Raw genomic sequence first — 16,458 nt, forward strand, 5'->3', positions numbered from 1 at the left:
GTCAGTCCTTTCCGAATTGCACGGCGATATGGGCCGGGATGTCCTCGGCCACTTCGCCGTTGCGAGTCGGCGGTCGCAGGCGAAACAGGTGCGACGCGCTGAGCGCCGCCCTGCCGAACCCCGATCCTTCGGGAGTTTCGCCTTCTATCGTGCACCCATGGACGCGATGGTTGCGACGGACATAGCAAGTGAGAATGCCCCAGCCGGAAATGCCCTGCCTGCGCGCCGCCGGCGGATAATATCTCGCGGTTTCGAATGCGCTGGGCGGGCCGTGCAACCAATCGGCGGGCACGATATGCGTCCGCTCACCCTCGCCGCTACCGGCACTGCCGCGTCCCGAACCATCACCATTGCCCTGGCCGGTGCCATTGCCGGTGCCGCCGACGCCGCCTGGTCCCGACGGCATGCTGAGCCGGGGCATTGGCGGTGCTTCGAACGCGAAGCTGGCGTCCAGTGGCACCTGCTCGGCGATGGGTGGCAAGGCTGTCCGATCCGGCGTCGGCACGCGCGGCCTCCCGCCGGATTTGCCTTCGGGCCGATGACTCGGGCGCGGCCTTGTTTCGGGCTCTTCGGGGGGCGGAGGCGGTGAGGCGACATCGAACGTCGCGATGGGACGGCTATCGCGCAATTGCCGGGGCATCGCGACCGGCAACAGCATCAACGCCACCAGCGCGGCGATGATACCGAGCGATGTCGCAACGGCGATCAATCGATTTGCCGGCCCTCCGGATCGATAGCCTTGTCTGGCAGCAGACATGCCATCACCATGCGCTCACTTTCAGGCAACAGGCAATCGTCTGGACGCGCCGTGCGCGCCTGCGGCGATCAGGCCGCGCGTTTTTCCAGCGCGGCGGCGGCTTCGGTCATCAGCTTCGCGATGATGTCTGCAACCGGCTCTTCGGCCTTGACCATGCCGACCGACTGGCCGGCCATCACGCTGCCATGTTCGACATCGCCGTCGATCACTGCGCGGCGCAGCGCCCCTGCCCAATAATGTTCGATCTGCAACTGCGCCTCGGCCATCGCGACGCTGCCTTCGTCGAGCGCCTGTGCCACTTCGCGCTGCTTGGCCGTAAACAGCTCGCTCGATGCGTTCTTGAGCGCGCGGACCGGGATCACCGGCAGGCGCGGATCGATCTGGACGCTGGCGACCGCATCGCGCGCCGAAGCACGGATGAACGCCTTTTTGAAATTGGCGTGCGCGATGCTTTCGGTCGCACAGACGAACCGCGTGCCGAGCTGAACGCCCGCGGCGCCCATGTCCAGATAGCCCGCAATCGCTTCGCCGCGACCGATGCCGCCGGCGACGAACACCGGCACGTCGGCAGCGACTTCGGGCAGGATTTCCTGCGCGAGCACGCTCGTCGACACCGGACCGATATGACCGCCGGCCTCATTGCCTTCGACCACCAGCGCGTCGACGCCCGAGCGGATGAGCTTCTTCGCCAGCGCCAGCGCGGGGGCGAAGCAGATCAGCTTGGCGCCCTTGCCCTTGATCGCATCGAGGCTGCCCGCCGGCGGCAGTCCGCCCGCCAGCACGACATGGCCGACGCCGTGTCTGGCGCAGACATCGATCAGGTCGAACAGCTGCGGGTGCATGGTGATCAGGTTGACGCCGAACGGCTTGTCGGTCAGCGCCTGCGTCCCCGCAATCTCGGCATCGAGCAATTCGGGAGTCATCGCGCCGCATGCGATCACGCCGAACCCGCCGGCATTGGAAATCGCCGCGACCAGGTTGCGTTCGCTGACCCAGGACATCGCCCCGCCCAGAATCGCAACATCGGTTCCCAAAAATTCGCAGCCGCGCGCCATGCGACGGGCCAGGCGCTCTGCGCCCGAAGATATCCGGTCAGTCATCATATGCCACTAGCGCCGCGAAGCCGCGCTCGGCAAGCCTCGCCGCGATGCGGGGTCCGCTAACGCGGATAATCCTGATCCGATTGTCTGAAATGGTGCGGTCGAGAAGACTCGAACTTCCACGGCCTTTCGGCCACAACGACCTCAACGTTGCGCGTCTACCAGTTCCGCCACGACCGCACGTGAAACACCGCCGGAAAAAGCACCCGGCGGCTGGCAGGCGCAGGCCCCTAGCAAAGCGGAAGGTTGCTGGCAATGCCCGGAAATGCACTTTCCGTGCGCGGTCGATTGCGGCAAAGCGCCGCGGCCATGCCGCATGCCACCCCCCTGATCGCCGAAACGCGTCGCATCCTTGCGCTGGCATGGCCGGTGATGGTCACCAGCCTCAACTGGAACATCATGCAGATCACCGACATCGCGCTGCTCGGGCTGATCAGCCCGGGCGAAGTCGCGGCGCTGGGCGCCAGCCGCGCGCTGACGCTGGTGATCATCGTGATGGCGATCGGCGCGATGAGCGGCGTGCTGGTCCAGGCCGCGCGCGCCGACGGCGCAGGCGATCTGGCCGCATCGGGGCGCGTCTATCACGAATCGCTGGCGCTCGGGCTGACGCTGGGGCTGATCTTCGGCGCATTATTGTTGCTGTTCGCCGATCCGATGCTGATGCTGATCGGCGTGGCGCCCGATGTCGTGCCGCGCGGCGGCGAAGTGGTGCGGACGATCGCGATCGCCTTTCCGTTTCAGCTGACGCTGATCGCGGCAAGCTTTTTTCTCGAAGGGCTCAGCCATCCGCGCCGCGTGATGGCGATCAACCTGGCGATGCTGCCGTGCAACGCGCTGCTCACCTGGGCGCTGTCGGGAGGACATCTCGGCCTTCCGATGCTCGGCGCGGTCGGGGCGGCGCTCGGCACGGCGCTTTCCTCTGTCGCGGGCGCGATCGGGCTGCTGGTCGCGGCATGGCATCTGCCGCAGGCACAGGCGCGCGGCATTCGCAACTGGGCGCGCATCGCCAGCGGCGCGACGGCGCGCGGCGCGATCGCGCTGTTCCGCTTCGGCATCGCGCCGGGGATCGCCTCGGGGCTCGAAATCATGGGCTTTTCGATCCTCATCGCCCTGTCGACGCAACTGGGCAATGCAACCGCACATGCGTTTCAGATCGTCTTTTCGGTGCACAACCTCACTTTTGCGCTGGCGCTGGGATTCGGATCGGCGGCGGGCGTTCGCGTCGGCAATGCCGTGGGCGAGGGGAAACGCGACACCGTGCCGATGCGCGTCGCCATCGCGGCGGGGCTTGCCGCAGTGACCACCGGCGCGATCGCGATGCTGTTGATGGGCGCCGGCAGCGCCATCGTCGGGCTGTTCCCGGCGCCCGAGCCCGTCCATGCCATTGCCGCGATGGTGCTTGGGCTCTGGGCGCCGTTCATCCTGTTCGACGGGGTGCAGGTGGTGCTCGTCTATGCGCTGCGCTCGCTGGGCGATCAGCTGGTGGCGGGCATCAACAGCACGATCGCCTTTTTCGGCGTGACCACCGCGCTCGGCCTGTTCCTGATCCATGGCGCCGGCTGGGGGCCATCCGCGCTGGCGATCGCTTCGGGCGCGGGCATGGTGACGTCGGCGCTGCTCAATGGCGGCCGGTTCGCCTGGATCAGTTGGCGAGCTCGCCGGCAAAGCTGAGCTGAACGACTCGCGCGGTATCGGGCACATCGATCTGCGCGCTGTTGAACGCCACCGCGCCCTGGGGTTCGAGTGTCCGCTTCTCCGGCGTCACGCGCCAGCTCTTGATCGGCCGGTCGCTGCCGTCGCGCAATTCGATGCGGATATCGGGAACGCGCTGTTCCTCGCCGGTCGGATTGACCACCTTGCCCGACACGGCGAACAATTCGCTGCCGCTGGGCAAGGTCCGCCGTTCGACATTCTTGTCGGTGAAGCGCAGCACCGTTTCCGTCGGCCCCATCGCCAGTCCGAGCTGCGAAGCAATTCCCGGCGCACCGGTATAAAGGATCGCGCCGGTACCCAGCAGCATCGAAAAGCCGGCGACAAAGGCCGCTGCCGTCCAGCGCTTCGCCGGATTGCGGCGCGGGCGCCGCGCGGGCGCGGCAAAGGGATCATAGCCCTGTTCGGCCGCCGTCGGCACACCCCGCGCGCGCGGCGTTTCGGCCAGCGACGCATCGTCCCGCGCCGGCTTGCGCGCCGATCGCGGTTCTGTCCGCGTTTCCGATCGCGGTTCGCGGCGCGGCTCCGTCCGGGGCGCGACATCCTCGTCCGCCGCGGTTGCGCGCGTGGCGAGATCAAGCACCAGCGGCGCCTGGAACCAGCTATGCTTGCAGCTGGCACAACGCACGGTGCGCCCTTCGGCGCCTATCGCGCTGTCCGGCACCAGATACCGGGTGCGACACTGGCTACATTCGAGAATCATGGCCCGCCGTTCAAATCCTGCCGACCGCCGCCCCGTGGCCGGTGCCCGATTCTAGACCTCAAGCACCGCTACAGGCAAGTGTTGCAATCATGTGTACATTGCCTGCGTTGCGCAGCCGCCAAGGCTGTGCGATGGCTGGTTTCTGGGGCAAGGATGGAGCGGCCGGGCGCCGGAAATGGCCAATATCGTCCAATTCGAAAATGTCGGGCTGCGCTATGGTACCGGCCCTGAGACGCTGTCCGACGTCAGCTTTTCGTTGCGGTCGGGCGCCTTCTATTTCGTCACCGGTGCCTCGGGGGCGGGCAAGACCAGTCTGCTCAAGCTGCTGTACCTCGCCCAGCGGCCGACGCGCGGCGTCGTGCGATTGTTCGGCGAGGATACCGTAACCTTGCCGCGCAAGCGCCTTCCCGGCTTTCGCCGGCGGATCGGCGTGGTGTTTCAGGATTTCCGCCTCGTTCCGCATTTGTCGAGCTATGACAATATCGCGCTGCCGCTCCGCGTCGCGGGGATTCCCGAAAGCGATATCGAAGCGCCGGTGCGCGAGATGCTGGCATGGGTCGGGCTCACCGATCGCGGCAAGGCAAAGCCGCTGACACTGTCCGGCGGCGAGCAGCAGCGTATCGCCATTGCCCGCGCGGTGATCGGGCGCCCCGAAATCCTGGTCGCCGACGAACCGACCGGCAATGTCGATCCCGACATGGCCGAGCGGCTGTTGCATTTGTTCGAATCGCTCAACCGGCTGGGCACTACCGTGGTCGTCGCGACCCACGACTTCCATTTGCTCAACCGTATTCCGACCGCGCATATGATGCGGCTCGACAAGGGGCAGATTCACGATCCCACCGGCGCATTGCGCCATCCGGCGGGATCGACCGAATGAAGTTCAGCCTCAATCCGGCCGCCCCGGATCGCCGCCTGCTCGACCGCAGCCGCCGCGCACGCGCGATGAGCTGGATCATGGCGATCATGCTGTTCCTCACCGTGCTCGCCGGCGCGCTCGGCCTGGGCATGTTCGCCGCGCGCGGATCGCTCGACCGCCAGCTTTCCGGGCGGCTGACCGTTCAGATCGTCGAACCCGACGCCGCCGCGCGCGACCGCGATACCCAGGCGATGGCCGATGCGTTCCGCAAGATGCCGTCGGTAAAGCGCGTCGAAGTGGTCGATCGCGAGCGGCTTGCCGAACTCGTCCGCCCCTGGCTCGGCGATGCCGGGCTCGATCCCGACCTGCCGATGCCCGCAATGATCGACGTCGACCTGTCCGACGGCAGCGACGCCGCCGTGTCGCGCGTCGCCCAGGCGGCGAAGGCGATTTATGCCGATGCCCGCGTCGATCGGCATGCCCAATGGCTCTCGCCCGTGCGCAGCTTCATGACGACCATGAGCTGGCTGGCCGCCGGTCTGGTGCTGCTGATGGCGACCGCGACCGCAGCGGTGGTGTTGCTGGTCGCGCGATCCGGGCTCGACACGCATCGCGACACGATCGAAGTGCTGCACATGCTGGGCGCCACCGATATTCAGGTCGCACGCCTGTTCCAGCGACGGATCGCATTCGACACGCTGCTCGGCGGGCTGCTCGGCGCGGGCGCGGCGATGGGGCTTGTCGCGTTCCTGCAATCGCGGCTCGGCCTGCTCGGATCGGAAATGCTCAGCGGCGTCGCACTGCAACAGCGCGACTGGTTCCTGTTGCTGATGCTGCCGATCCTGTTCGCACTGATGGCGACGTTCGCCGCACGCGTCGCCGTGCTGCGCGCATTGGGACGCGTGCTGTGATCTGGCGCACCGCAGCCATCCTCGTTGTCGCATGGGCGCTGGGCTTTGCCGTCTTCATGATGTCGCTCGGCAAGCCGCTCGCAGGGGAAAAGACCGACGCAATCGTCGTGCTGACCGGCGGGCCGGGCCGGATCGATCGCGGGCTCGCGCTGATGCAGCAGCATGCGGCGAAGCGGATGCTGGTCAGCGGCGTCGACCCCGATGTCCGCCCGCAGGAGCTGGCCGCCGAATATAAGGTCAGCCGCGATCTGTTCCGCTGCTGCATCGATCTGGGCCACGAAGCCGTCGATACCCGCTCCAATGCCGACGAAACCGCGCGCTGGGTGCGCGAACATCATTATCGTTCGGTACGGCTGGTCACATCGGACTGGCACATGCCCCGCGCGCGGCTCGAACTCGCCCATGCGCTGGGCAGTAATGTCGAACTGATCGGCGATTCGGTCGCGACAAAGCCGCGGCTGCGCATGTTGTTCGCCGAATATCACAAATATCTGGTCCGCCGGGTCGCGCTGCTCGCGGGTTTCGATTAATCCGGCCGAACCGATGAACCGCCTGCGCACCATTTTGTTTCAGCTGCTGTTTTTCGGCATTTCGGTGCCGATGGTGCTGCTCGCCCCGCTCGCCGCGCTGATCGGCACGCGCGCGTTGCAGCGGTACGGCAATCTCTGGATCGCGCTGCTGCGCTGGTCGATGCGGCACGTCGCGGGCATCGAAACCCGGATCGAAGGCACGATTCCGCCCGGCCCCGTATTGTTCGCGGCAAAGCACCAGTCGATTTTCGAACCGCTCGAACTTGCCCGGCTGCTCGATGCCCCGGCGGTGGTGATGAAAAAGGAACTGACGCGCATACCCGTCTGGGGCTGGTGCGCGCGCCGCTATGGCGTCATCGCCGTCGATCGCAAGGCTTCGGCCAAGGCATTGCGCGGTATGATGCGCGAGGCGCAGGCAGCGCTGGCGGGCGGGCGTTCGGTGATGATCTTTCCCGAAGGCACGCGCGTCGCCCCGGGCGAGGCACCCCGGCTGCAATCGGGCTTTGCCGGTCTGTACCGGATGCTGGGGCTGCCGGTCGTGCCGGTAGCGGTGCAAAGCGGCCATGTCTGGCCCAGAAACGGGCCGATGCGCCCCGGAGTGGTTACGATGCGCTTTGGCGAGCCGATCCCGCCCGGCCTGCCCCGCCCCGAAATCGAAGCGCGCGTCCATGCCGGGATCAACGTGTTCGAAACTGCCGGCCCGCCCGAAGCCTAATCGTGCGAGCGCCCGAAATCGGGCCGCGCATCGTCCTGTCCTTCCTCGAGGATGCTGCGCCGGATCGCGCGGGTGCGCGTGAACAGTTCGAACAATTCGTCGCCCTTGCCCCAGCGGATCGCGCGCTGCAGCGCCGACAGATCCTCCGAAAAACGCTGGAGCATGTCGAGCACCGCTTCCTTGTTCGACAGGAACACGTCGCGCCACATCGTCGGATCGGACGCGGCGATGCGCGTGAAATCGCGAAAGCCACCCGCCGAATATTTGATCACTTCGGATCGCGTGACTTCCTCAAGATCCGATGCCGTGCCGACGATCGTATAGGCGATCAGGTGCGGCAAATGGCTGGTCACCGCGAGCACGCGATCATGATGATCGGGCGCCATCATTTCGATTTCGGCACCCAGCCGACGCCAGAATTCGCACACGCGCTCGACCGCCAGCGGATCGGCGCCTTCGGGGGGCGTCACGATGCACCAGCGATGCTGGAACAGCGTGGCAAAGCCGGATTCGGGGCCGCTGTTTTCGGTACCCGCCACCGGGTGCGCGGGGATAACCCTGGCTTGCGGCAACGCTGCCATCAGCTGCGCGGCGACGCTTTCCTTGCACGATCCGACATCGCTGACCACCGCGTCGGGCGGCAGATCGGCGGCGATTTCCCCGGCCGCCGCGCCCATTGCGCCCACCGGAACACAGAAGATCACCAGATCGGCATCGGTAACCGCCGCGCCGCCGCTGTCGGCGATATCGTCGCACAGGCCGATCGCCTGCGCCGTCACGCGCACTTGCGGGTCGGCGTCATATCCCGTCACCCGGACGCTCGGCATATATTTGGCCACGGCTCGCGCGATCGACGACCCGATCAGGCCCAGCCCGATAATGGTGACACGCGAAAAAGGCAGCATCACCCGCTCACAATCTCGCGAAGCGCCGCGGTGATGCCGACCATGTCTTCTTCAGTGCCGATGGTAATGCGCAGCCCGTGGGGCAATCCCTGCCCGGGCAGCCAGCGGACGATATAACCGCGCTCCATCAGCGCATGATATGCCTGTTCGGCAGTCACGCGCCCTTCGAACAGCACCAGCGAGAAATTGGCTCGCGACGGCACCGCGCGCAGCCCGGCATTGCCCATGCTCGCGACCTGGTCCTCGAACCAGCGCAGCCATTTGGCGTTGTGGTCCCGGCTCGCCGTGACGAAATCCTGCGATTCGAGTGCGGCGATCGCGGCATGCTGGCCGGCGGTCGTCACATTGAACGGCGCACGGATGCGGTGCAGCGCATCGATGATCGCCGCCGATGCATAGCCCCAGCCGATCCGTTCGGCGGCGAGGCCATAGATTTTGGAGAAGGTCCGCGTCACCAGCACATTGGGCGCGTCGATGGCGAGCTCCATCCCGCCATCCTCCTCCGATGCGTCGAGATATTCGGCATAGGCCTGATCGAGCACAAGCAGCACATCGCTCGGCAACCCGGCGTGGAGCCGCATCACTTCGCTGTGCGGCATGAAGGTGCCGGTGGGATTGTTCGGATTGGCGACGAACACCACCCGCGTCTTGTCAGTGACACAGCCAAGCAGCGCATCGACATCGGTCGCATAGTCCTTGTCCGGCGCAATCACCGGAGTCGCGCCGACGCGCCGCGCGGCGATATCATACACTGCAAAGCCATAGCGGACATAAATGATCTCGTCGCCCGGACCGGCAAAGGCACCGGCGGCAAGGTGCAGGACTTCATCCGATCCGGTGCCATAAATGACGCGCGCGGGATCGAGGCCATAGCGCGCCGCAATCGCTTCGCGCAGCGCCGCCGCCGATGCGTCGGGATAGCGTTCGAGGCTGGCATGCGCCGCGTCGAAGGCAGCACGCGCCGCTGGCGGCGTACCCAGCGGGTTCTCGTTCGACGAAAGCTTGGTCGCCTTCGCGCCACCATCGGTGGTCGAGCGGCCGGGCACATAGGGGGCGATGCCCATGATCCAGGGCTTGGGAGCGGGTGCGTTCATGCGCGGCGGATTGGCCGAACGCTTACCGGATAGCAAGGTGCGGACGTTATTGCGCTCTCCCGAGAGGAGATCGAGAGGGGCAATGCGGGGAAGTGGAGGCATCTGGCGCGCGCTGTCACAGGCGCGGCGCGACAATCTTGCCGACTCGGGCGAAGCCGTACCGACACGCGAATCGCCCGCGACGACGCGGCGTGCGTTGCTGGCCGCGATCGCCGCGACCGGCGCGGTCGGTGCCATGGCGGCGCTTCCGCGCGCCAGCCGCGCCTTTGCGGGCGGGCGAGTCGCAATCATCGGCGGCGGCATGGCGGGGCTTTCGGCGCTGCACCGGCTGACCGCGGCGGGAATCGACGCGCATCTTTATGAAGCGGGCGGGCGACTCGGCGGGCGCATGTTCACGCGCCGTCCCCGCGACGGCGGCCCGGCATTCGAAGAGGGCGCCCAGCTGGTCAATACCGACCATGAAGATATGCACGCATTGCTGCGCGAATTCGGCATCGCGCTGATCGACCGCAAGCCCGCCGCGCATGAAACGCTGGTGATGGCGGGCGGCAAGCCGGTTCCCCAGGATCGGCTGGCCGAGGCACTGCGCCCCATCGCCGCACAGATCGGCGCCGATGCCGACCGGCTGGACAAGGATTATGGCGCGGTCGCCCCGGCGCTCGACCGGCTGTCGATCGCGCAATATCTCGATCTGCACCGCGCGCTTGTGCCGCATCCCTGGGTCCGCCGCCTGCTCGAAGCGACCAGCCGCACCGAATATGGTGTCGAACCCGATGCCGCTTCGGCGCTCGGCCTGATCTTCAACCTGCCGACCGTCGATGGCCGCCGAGTCGAAATATTGGGCGGCGCCGACGAGCGTTACGTGGTCGAAGGTGGCAGCAGCGCACTGATCGACGCCATGGCCACACGCCATGCCGCGCGGATCGAAACCGGGCGCAGGCTGGTGCGAATCGCACGCAAGGGCACGGCGCTACAGCTCCATTTCGCCGATGGTTCGCGCGAAAGCGCCGAAAGCGCGATCGTCGCGCTGCCCGCCGGGATCGCCGGGCGCATCGATTATGCCGCGCCGATCCCGCCCGAATGGCATGGCTTTCACAAGGCAATCGCGCTCGGCTGCAACGAAAAGGTCCAGGTCGCGACATCGGCCGCGCCCGGTGCGCAGCTCTGCGGCAGCGGCGGCGAAGTGTGGCAGACCGATGCGGGCGCCGGCTGGTCTCAGGGCTGGGACGGGTCGGTGCATCGCAAACAGGGCGTTTCGCCGGTCTGGACCTGGTATCTGGGTGGCGGCGAAGCACTGTCGCGCAGCAAGGCGCCACGCGATCAGGCGAACAGCTTCGCCGATGCCGTCGCCGCGCAACTGCCCGAACTGGCGCCGCACAACCGGCTCGTCCGCCGCACCGCATGGCATCGCAACCCGCTGATCGGCGGCGGTTACGTCAATTATGCGCCCGGCGTGCTCACACGCTATGGCAAGCTGCTGTGGATCGAAGGGTCCGAGCATCTTCATTTCGACAGCGGCCGCATCCAGTTTGCGGGCGAACATCTGTCCGACGCATTCCCGGGATATATGAACGGCGCGGCACAGACCGGGCGGATGGCCGCCGAAGCGCTGATCGACGGGGGCATGCGCGGCGCGACAGCCTGATACGCACCGCTTGAACGGCGTCGCTTCGCGTCCTAACGCACCGCCATGTCCGACGACGCGCGTTTTGGCCTCGGCCGCACCGTGAAGCTGCCGGGGCCGCTCAGGCTCGATGGCGGTGCCATGCTGGCACCCGTCGAAATCGCGTATGAAACCTATGGCACGCTGGCACCCGATGGCGGCAATGCGATCCTGGTCTGCCACGCGCTGACCGGCGACCAGCATGTCGCGTCCGAACATCCGCGCACCGGCAAGCCGGGTTGGTGGTCGCGTGTCGTCGGCCCCGACAAGCCGATCGATACGAACCGGTTCTTCGTCATCTGCGCCAATGTGCTGGGCAGTTGCATGGGATCGTCCGGCCCGGCGAGCATCGATCCGGAGACCAGCGCGCCCTATGCCATGGCATTTCCGGTGATCACCATCCGCGACATGGTGCGCGCCCAGGCGATGCTGCTCGATCATCTCGGCATCGGGCGGCTGTTCGCGGTGGTCGGCGGATCGATGGGCGGCATGCAGGCGCTCAGCTGGACCGCGACCTATCCCGAACGCGTTGCCTCCGCCGTCGTCATCGCCTCGACTGCGCGCCATTCGGCGCAGAATATCGCCTTTCACGAAGTCGGGCGTCAGGCCGTGATGGCCGATCCGCGCTGGTCGAACGGCGATTATTACGCATCGGGCGAAGGGCCGAGCGCGGGGCTCGCGGTCGCGCGGATGGCGGCGCACATCACCTATCTTTCCGAAGCGGGCCTGACCGAGAAATTCGGGCGCAAGCTGCAGGGGCGCGATGCCAAGACCTTCGGCTTCGACGCCGATTTCCAGGTCGAAAGCTATCTTCGCTATCAGGGGATCAGCTTCACCGACCGGTTCGACGCCAATAGCTATCTCTATATCACCCGCGCGATGGATTATTTCGACCTCGCCGAAGAGCATGGCGGACTGCTTGCCAACGCCTTCCGCCACAGCGGTACGCGATTCTGCGTCGTCAGCTTCGATACCGACTGGCTCTATCCCACGTCCGAATCGCGCGCCGTGGTGCGCGCGCTCAACGCGGCGGCGGCAGCGGCGAGCTTCGTCGAACTGAGCTCGCCCTTTGGTCACGACGCCTTCCTGCTGGAAAATGCCGAGCTTGCGCGCGTGATCGACGGGTTCCTGCGCGCGGGGGAAAGCCGGTGAGCCAGCTTCGCCCCGACCTTGCGATCATCGCCGACAATGTCTCGCCGGGCAGCCGCGTGCTCGATGTCGGCTGCGGCGACGGCGCGCTGATGGCGGCATTGCGCGACCAGCGGCAATGCGACGCACGCGGGCTGGAGATCGACGGCGGCAATGTCGCCGCCGCAATGGCACGCGGGCTTTCGGTGGTTCAGGGCGATGCCGACACCGATCTTGCCGATTATCCCGACGCCGCGTTCGATTATGCGATCCTCAGCCAGACGCTGCAGACGACGCGGCATCCCGACCTGGTGCTCGAACATCTGCTGCGGATCGGGCGGCGGGCGTTCGTATCCTTCCCCAATTTCGCGCATTGGCGGATGCGCGCATCGCTGTTGACGCATGGGCGGATGCCGATCACGCGCCAGCTTCCGCTGCGCTGGTACGACACGCCCAATATCCACCATCTGTCGATCGACGATTTCCGCGATTTCCTGAAGACGCGCGGGATCACTGTCGAAGGTTGCTGGTTCCTTGCCGGTGAGCGGCGGCGCGGTTCGACGATGGCGAACCTGCTCGCCGCGCACGCAGTGTTCCTGCTCCGGCGATAGGAGGCGATGATGGCAGAACGACAGGTAAAGGCGCTGCATGGCGCCTATCGCGACGATATCGGCGATCTGGTGACGCGCCGCCCGGTGCCCGGACCCGGCCTCGACCGGATCGGCGCGTTCCTGTTCCTCAATCACCATGGCCCGCAACGCTATCCGCCGAACAATCGCGGCCTGCCGTTCGGCCCGCACCCGCATCGCGGTTTCGAAACCGTCACCTTCATCCTCGACGGCGAACTGGCGCATGCCGATTCGGCGGGGCATGAAAGCGTGATCCGCGCGGGCGGCATCCAGTGGATGACCGCGGGCAAGGGCGTGGTTCATGCCGAACTCTCCCCCGCGAGTTTCAAGGCGCAGGGCGGGCCGATGGAAATCCTTCAGCTCTGGGTCAATCTTCCCGCCCGCCTCAAAATGACCGAGCCGCGCTATATCGGCGCGCAGGCCGATGCGATCCCCGACGTCGCGACCGACACCGGCGCGACAGTGCATCTCGTTTCCGGCACCTATGGCGGCGCGACCGGCCCGGTCGATTCGCTGACCGGCGTGTTTCTGAGCTGGGTCGAGATCGCGGCGGGCGGATCGGTGACGTTCGACGGCCTGTCGGGCCGCGACGTGTTCCTCTATGCTGCACGCGGCGATGTGGCAGTGGCGGGAGCGGCGATACCGCAATTCTCGCTCGCCGAACTTGGCGAGGGCGACACCGTGACGATCGGCGCCGACGCGCCTGCGCTGATCCTGTTCGGCCATGCCGATCCGATCGACGAGCCGGTCGTCGCGCACGGCCCCTTCGTGATGAACAGCGCCGACGAAATTCGTCAGGCCTATCGCGATTATCAGGCCGGGCTGTTCGGCAACGCCCGGATCGTCGAGGCCTAGAAGAAAGCCGAACTCGCCTTGCGCAGCCGGTCGACCACATTGGTCGCGCGGATCCGGCGATAACGCGCCATCACCAGGCTGAAGACACCGAAGGTCAGCAGCCCCAGCGCGACGCCATTATACAGCCACGCCGTCTCGCGCAGCGAATCGAGCGCGGCCTGAAAGCTGAGTTCCTCATGGCTTTCGCCGAAGGTGAAATCGAGCACCTGCCACGCCAGCGCCGCGAACACGGCGGCGCGGGCAGCATAACCGACGCGACCGATCACTTCGGTCCAGTGCGGCGCATCGGCGTCGAGCAGGTCCATGAACTTGCCGGTCGCGGCCTTCACGCCCTGATTGACCGCCGCTCCGGCGAGGCCGAGCCCGACCACGAGCAACAATATCTCCCCGCCGGGCAGGCGCAGGATGCTTTCCGCCGCCTGGGTGCCGCCATTGCCTGCATCGCCACCCGAAAGCGCGATCTTCGTCGCCAGATAGGCAAGCACCAGATGGGCGATCCCGCTGGCGGCATGGCCAATCCGCTTGGCCAGCCCCCTGGCATCCTCGCCATCGTCGCGAATGTCGATCGCCGCGCCATAGCTGCGAAAAATACCATAGCCGAACAGCCCGGCGGCAGTGAGCAACAGCAAGGGCGTGCCCAGCGGCATGTCGCGTATGTCGGCCAGAACGCTCGCCGTGCCTTCGCTATGCCCGCTCGACAGCGTCAGATAGCCGATCAGGAAATAGACAAGCGCGCGCGCCAGATAGCCGATCCGCGCGAAAGTCTCGATCTTGACGACATTGTCCATCCGACGCTCTCCCGACCTGTTCCCAGCTCAGAGCGTTTGGCAGGCGCAACCGGTTCCGCCTGCGCCCCTCAGTCGTCGGGCGCGCGAAGGCGGCGGCGATCGAGCTGGCGCGTCAGGCACGAACGCTCCGCCGCTGCTTCCTTCAGACCATAGGCGAACAGATCGCGCATGAATGTCTGGTCGAACAGGTCGGGATCGGTCTCTGGAAAGTCCTCGCCGATCGCGCACAGCGCGAAACGATAGCCGTTGCGCGCGGCATAGCGGCGCACCTCGCCGATCGAACGCCGGTCGGCTTCGGTCAGCGCCGTGGTCAGCGACCGGCTCATGATCTCGAACGTGGTCGGTTCGGTCACTTCGAAATGCGGCGTGATACGGCCATTATACAGCAACGTGATCTGGGCGCCGCGCGGCGCCGCCGCCGCTTCGTCGGCATCCAGCAACGCGCGCGGCAGCGTCAGAAAGCCGGACGTGACTCCGCCATCGACATGCATTTCAATAAATTGCCTGCCCCCGCCGGTGACTGCGATCGGCACCGGCGGAAACGCGCCCGGTATGGCGGCCGAAGCGAGCAGCACCTGGCGAAACAGCGCCAGCTTGCGCGGATATGTGCTCGCGGCAATCGCGCCCATGTCCCAGACGACACCGCGCTGCGCATCCAGATTGGTGGTCATCACCAGCAGGCGTCGGCCCCTGGCATGTTCGCTTGCGATCTGCGCGAGCAGTTCGGGGGTGACATTGCGCGCGATCAGTTCGGCCAGCGGCGTGCTGTCGAGCAGGCTCGTCCCGCCCAGCAGGCCGCTCAGATATTGCGCGCGGTAAATGTCGCGGGCAGTGATGCCGGTATAGAATCGCTCCAGCGCATCGTCATAATCGCTGCCCAGAAAGGCAAAGGGCGCGATCAGCGCGCCGGTGCTGACGCCGGTGACGACCGTGAATTCGGGCCGCGTCCCCGCCCTGCTCCACCCCACCAGCAGGCCCGCCGAATAGGCGCCCTTGTCCGATCCTCCGGAAATGGCGAGCAGCCGGATCGGTTCGCCGCTTCGCGCCGCGGCCAGCGTGCGCTGCTGCCAGGCGGCGAAAGCATCGGCGTCGGCATCGGCCCAATATCGAATGGGTTCGCCGGGGATCGCCTGTGCATCGGCCTGATCCGACGCGCTGTGCGGCACCCGGTCAGGCCATGCGGCCGCACAACCGCCCGATGTGAGCGCCAGCAGAAGAGCGGGAAATACGCGTTTCAGCACCGGCTGGCGATCCTTGCACGGTCAGGGAACGATCGGGGGTCCCGATCAGAAGGGAACGTCGTCGTCCAGATCGTCGGGGAAGTCGCTGCCGCCGCCAAAGCCGCCGCTGCCGCCCGAACGCGCCGATCCGCCGTCGTTGAACCCGCCGCCACGGCCCGAGGACTGGCCGGCGAAATCGCCGCCGCCGCCCCAATCGTCACGACCCGCGCCGCCGCCGCCGCCCTGGCCGCCACCGCCGGGCGAATCGAGCATCGTCAGCACGCTGTTGAAACCCTGCAGCACGACTTCGGTCGAATAGCGGTCGTTGCCCGACTGGTCCTGCCATTTGCGCGTCTGGAGCTGGCCTTCGATATAGACCTTGCTGCCCTTGCGCAGAAAACGTTCGGCAACATTCGCCAGACCTTCGTTGAAGATCGCGACGCTGTGCCATTCGGTGCGCTCCTTGCGCTCGCCGGTGTTGCGATCCTTCCAGCTTTCCGACGTCGCGATGCGCAGGTTGCATACCTTGCCGCCGTTCTGGAACGTCCGGACCTCGGGATCGCGGCCGAGATTTCCGACGAGAATAACCTTGTTGACACTACCCGCCATGAAGACTCCGCCTTGCAATCGATGATATCAGGGGCGCGCGGAAACGCGCCTTGCCGCGCATCATGCGCGGTAAGGATCGGAGCTACTATCGATGGCTGAAATCATCAACCTGAACCGCGCGAGAAAGCAGCGCGCCGCAGCAGCGAAAAAAGCGGTGGCGGAGGCCAATCGCGCCCGCTTTGGACGAACCAGGGCGCAGAAACAGGGCGATGCCGCCGAAATCGCCCGAATCAACCGCGCGATCGATGACGCCAGGCGCGAGGATTAGGTCGTGAACCCATA

Annotated in this window: 18 protein-coding genes and 1 tRNA gene; 10 read left to right on the forward strand and 9 right to left on the reverse strand. The window is 66.4% G+C overall.

Going from position 1 to position 16,458, the window contains the following annotated elements:
* Nucleotide 1: 1 nt before the first annotated feature.
* From DKB74_RS09320 to DKB74_RS09330, 3 genes are all read right to left on the reverse strand, one after another.
* Nucleotides 2–709: a TonB family protein gene (locus tag DKB74_RS09320; protein ID WP_161956843.1), complete on the reverse strand. Its 708-nt coding sequence runs from the start codon at nucleotides 707–709 to the stop codon at nucleotides 2–4.
* Nucleotides 710–825: 116 nt separating this feature from the next.
* Complete coding sequence (locus DKB74_RS09325) at nucleotides 826–1,857, reverse strand: NAD(P)H-dependent flavin oxidoreductase (RefSeq protein WP_420822405.1); 1,032 nt, start codon at nucleotides 1,855–1,857, stop codon at nucleotides 826–828.
* Between the two features lie 93 nt (nucleotides 1,858–1,950).
* Nucleotides 1,951–2,037: transfer RNA gene (locus DKB74_RS09330), tRNA-Leu, on the reverse strand.
* Between the two features lie 129 nt (nucleotides 2,038–2,166).
* Here DKB74_RS09330 and DKB74_RS09335 point away from each other — a divergent pair.
* The gene (locus DKB74_RS09335; protein WP_109808252.1) at nucleotides 2,167–3,528 is read left to right on the forward strand and encodes an MATE family efflux transporter; all 1,362 of its coding nucleotides are present in this window, start codon (nucleotides 2,167–2,169) and stop codon (nucleotides 3,526–3,528) included.
* Here DKB74_RS09335 and DKB74_RS09340 read toward each other — a convergent pair.
* Nucleotides 3,500–4,270 (reverse strand): zinc-ribbon domain-containing protein, encoded by a 771-nt coding sequence (locus DKB74_RS09340; RefSeq protein WP_109807882.1) that lies wholly within the window; start codon nucleotides 4,268–4,270, stop codon nucleotides 3,500–3,502. The genes DKB74_RS09335 and DKB74_RS09340 overlap by 29 nt on opposite strands.
* A gap of 175 nt (nucleotides 4,271–4,445) precedes the next feature.
* Between DKB74_RS09340 and ftsE the strand changes: the two genes are divergently transcribed.
* The 4 genes from ftsE to DKB74_RS09360 are packed head-to-tail and all read left to right on the forward strand — an operon-like array spanning nucleotide 4,446 to nucleotide 7,285.
* Entirely contained in the window at nucleotides 4,446–5,150 is a 705-nt protein-coding gene (gene ftsE / locus DKB74_RS09345) for a cell division ATP-binding protein FtsE (RefSeq protein WP_109807883.1), read from the forward strand.
* Nucleotides 5,147–6,040 carry a cell division protein FtsX gene (locus tag DKB74_RS09350; RefSeq protein ID WP_109807884.1) on the forward strand — a complete coding sequence of 298 codons (894 nt, stop codon included), beginning with the start codon at nucleotides 5,147–5,149 and terminating at the stop codon, nucleotides 6,038–6,040. Before ftsE ends, DKB74_RS09350 begins: the two co-directional genes overlap by 4 nt.
* The gene (locus DKB74_RS09355) at nucleotides 6,037–6,570 is read left to right on the forward strand and encodes a YdcF family protein (RefSeq protein ID WP_239987450.1); all 534 of its coding nucleotides are present in this window, start codon (nucleotides 6,037–6,039) and stop codon (nucleotides 6,568–6,570) included. The genes DKB74_RS09350 and DKB74_RS09355 overlap by 4 nt, the downstream gene beginning before the upstream one ends.
* A gap of 13 nt (nucleotides 6,571–6,583) precedes the next feature.
* Entirely contained in the window at nucleotides 6,584–7,285 is a 702-nt protein-coding gene (locus tag DKB74_RS09360; RefSeq protein WP_109807885.1) for a lysophospholipid acyltransferase family protein, read from the forward strand.
* Here DKB74_RS09360 and DKB74_RS09365 read toward each other — a convergent pair.
* Together DKB74_RS09365 and hisC are read right to left on the reverse strand one after the other, a co-directional pair.
* Complete coding sequence (locus DKB74_RS09365; protein WP_109807886.1) at nucleotides 7,282–8,190, reverse strand: prephenate/arogenate dehydrogenase family protein; 909 nt, start codon at nucleotides 8,188–8,190, stop codon at nucleotides 7,282–7,284. The two genes, DKB74_RS09360 and DKB74_RS09365, sit on opposite strands and share 4 nt — an antisense overlap.
* Nucleotides 8,190–9,284, reverse strand: a complete 1,095-nt coding sequence (gene hisC, locus DKB74_RS09370) for a histidinol-phosphate transaminase (RefSeq protein ID WP_109807887.1) — start codon at nucleotides 9,282–9,284, stop codon at nucleotides 8,190–8,192. Before hisC ends, DKB74_RS09365 begins: the two co-directional genes overlap by 1 nt.
* Nucleotides 9,285–9,366: 82 nt before the next feature.
* Here hisC and DKB74_RS09375 point away from each other — a divergent pair, with 82 nt between their 5' ends.
* Genes DKB74_RS09375 through DKB74_RS09390 form a run of 4 tightly spaced genes read left to right on the forward strand, consistent with a single transcriptional unit; the run spans nucleotide 9,367 to nucleotide 13,559 of the window.
* Nucleotides 9,367–10,929, forward strand: coding sequence for a flavin monoamine oxidase family protein (locus DKB74_RS09375; protein WP_239987451.1), 1,563 nt, complete (start codon nucleotides 9,367–9,369; stop codon nucleotides 10,927–10,929).
* A gap of 45 nt (nucleotides 10,930–10,974) precedes the next feature.
* Nucleotides 10,975–12,099 (forward strand): homoserine O-acetyltransferase MetX, encoded by a 1,125-nt coding sequence (gene metX / locus DKB74_RS09380; protein ID WP_109807888.1) that lies wholly within the window; start codon nucleotides 10,975–10,977, stop codon nucleotides 12,097–12,099.
* Nucleotides 12,096–12,686 carry a methionine biosynthesis protein MetW gene (gene metW, locus DKB74_RS09385; RefSeq protein ID WP_109807889.1) on the forward strand — a complete coding sequence of 197 codons (591 nt, stop codon included), beginning with the start codon at nucleotides 12,096–12,098 and terminating at the stop codon, nucleotides 12,684–12,686. The genes metX and metW overlap by 4 nt, the downstream gene beginning before the upstream one ends.
* A 9-nt stretch (nucleotides 12,687–12,695) precedes the next feature.
* The gene (locus tag DKB74_RS09390) at nucleotides 12,696–13,559 is read left to right on the forward strand and encodes a pirin family protein (protein WP_109808254.1); all 864 of its coding nucleotides are present in this window, start codon (nucleotides 12,696–12,698) and stop codon (nucleotides 13,557–13,559) included.
* Here DKB74_RS09390 and DKB74_RS09395 read toward each other — a convergent pair.
* From DKB74_RS09395 to ssb, 3 genes are all read right to left on the reverse strand, one after another.
* Nucleotides 13,556–14,347 carry a DUF1206 domain-containing protein gene (locus tag DKB74_RS09395; RefSeq protein WP_109807890.1) on the reverse strand — a complete coding sequence of 264 codons (792 nt, stop codon included), beginning with the start codon at nucleotides 14,345–14,347 and terminating at the stop codon, nucleotides 13,556–13,558. The genes DKB74_RS09390 and DKB74_RS09395 overlap by 4 nt on opposite strands.
* Nucleotides 14,348–14,415: 68 nt before the next feature.
* Entirely contained in the window at nucleotides 14,416–15,588 is a 1,173-nt protein-coding gene (locus DKB74_RS09400; RefSeq protein WP_109807891.1) for a patatin-like phospholipase family protein, read from the reverse strand.
* Between the two features lie 45 nt (nucleotides 15,589–15,633).
* On the reverse strand, nucleotides 15,634–16,176 hold the full coding sequence (ssb, locus tag DKB74_RS09405; protein WP_109807892.1) for a single-stranded DNA-binding protein: 543 nt from the start codon (nucleotides 16,174–16,176) through the stop codon (nucleotides 15,634–15,636).
* 91 nt (nucleotides 16,177–16,267) lie between these two features.
* Here ssb and DKB74_RS09410 point away from each other — a divergent pair, with 91 nt between their 5' ends.
* On the forward strand, nucleotides 16,268–16,444 hold the full coding sequence (locus DKB74_RS09410; RefSeq protein ID WP_109807893.1) for a DUF4169 family protein: 177 nt from the start codon (nucleotides 16,268–16,270) through the stop codon (nucleotides 16,442–16,444).
* Nucleotides 16,445–16,458 lie beyond the last annotated feature (14 nt).

Origin of the sequence: Stakelama portus, assembly GCF_003171655.1 — a bacterium.
In the GTDB taxonomy this organism is placed as follows: domain Bacteria; phylum Pseudomonadota; class Alphaproteobacteria; order Sphingomonadales; family Sphingomonadaceae; genus Sphingomonas; species Sphingomonas portus.

What these genes read in the sequence shown, in the direction of transcription:
- DKB74_RS09325 (WP_420822405.1), bottom strand. Translation starts at nt 1,857, where the DNA reads ATGACTGACCGGATATCTTCGGGCGCAGAGCGCCTGGCCCGTCGCATG.
- DKB74_RS09335 (WP_109808252.1), top strand. Translation starts at nt 2,167, where the DNA reads ATGCCGCATGCCACCCCCCTGATCGCCGAAACGCGTCGCATCCTTGCG.
- DKB74_RS09340 (WP_109807882.1), bottom strand. Translation starts at nt 4,270, where the DNA reads ATGATTCTCGAATGTAGCCAGTGTCGCACCCGGTATCTGGTGCCGGAC.
- ftsE (WP_109807883.1), top strand. Translation starts at nt 4,446, where the DNA reads ATGGCCAATATCGTCCAATTCGAAAATGTCGGGCTGCGCTATGGTACC.
- DKB74_RS09350 (WP_109807884.1), top strand. Translation starts at nt 5,147, where the DNA reads ATGAAGTTCAGCCTCAATCCGGCCGCCCCGGATCGCCGCCTGCTCGAC.
- DKB74_RS09360 (WP_109807885.1), top strand. Translation starts at nt 6,584, where the DNA reads ATGAACCGCCTGCGCACCATTTTGTTTCAGCTGCTGTTTTTCGGCATT.
- DKB74_RS09365 (WP_109807886.1), bottom strand. Translation starts at nt 8,190, where the DNA reads ATGCTGCCTTTTTCGCGTGTCACCATTATCGGGCTGGGCCTGATCGGG.
- hisC (WP_109807887.1), bottom strand. Translation starts at nt 9,284, where the DNA reads ATGAACGCACCCGCTCCCAAGCCCTGGATCATGGGCATCGCCCCCTAT.
- DKB74_RS09375 (WP_239987451.1), top strand. Translation starts at nt 9,367, where the DNA reads ATGCGGGGAAGTGGAGGCATCTGGCGCGCGCTGTCACAGGCGCGGCGC.
- metX (WP_109807888.1), top strand. Translation starts at nt 10,975, where the DNA reads ATGTCCGACGACGCGCGTTTTGGCCTCGGCCGCACCGTGAAGCTGCCG.
- DKB74_RS09390 (WP_109808254.1), top strand. Translation starts at nt 12,696, where the DNA reads ATGGCAGAACGACAGGTAAAGGCGCTGCATGGCGCCTATCGCGACGAT.
- DKB74_RS09395 (WP_109807890.1), bottom strand. Translation starts at nt 14,347, where the DNA reads ATGGACAATGTCGTCAAGATCGAGACTTTCGCGCGGATCGGCTATCTG.
- ssb (WP_109807892.1), bottom strand. Translation starts at nt 16,176, where the DNA reads ATGGCGGGTAGTGTCAACAAGGTTATTCTCGTCGGAAATCTCGGCCGC.
- DKB74_RS09410 (WP_109807893.1), top strand. Translation starts at nt 16,268, where the DNA reads ATGGCTGAAATCATCAACCTGAACCGCGCGAGAAAGCAGCGCGCCGCA.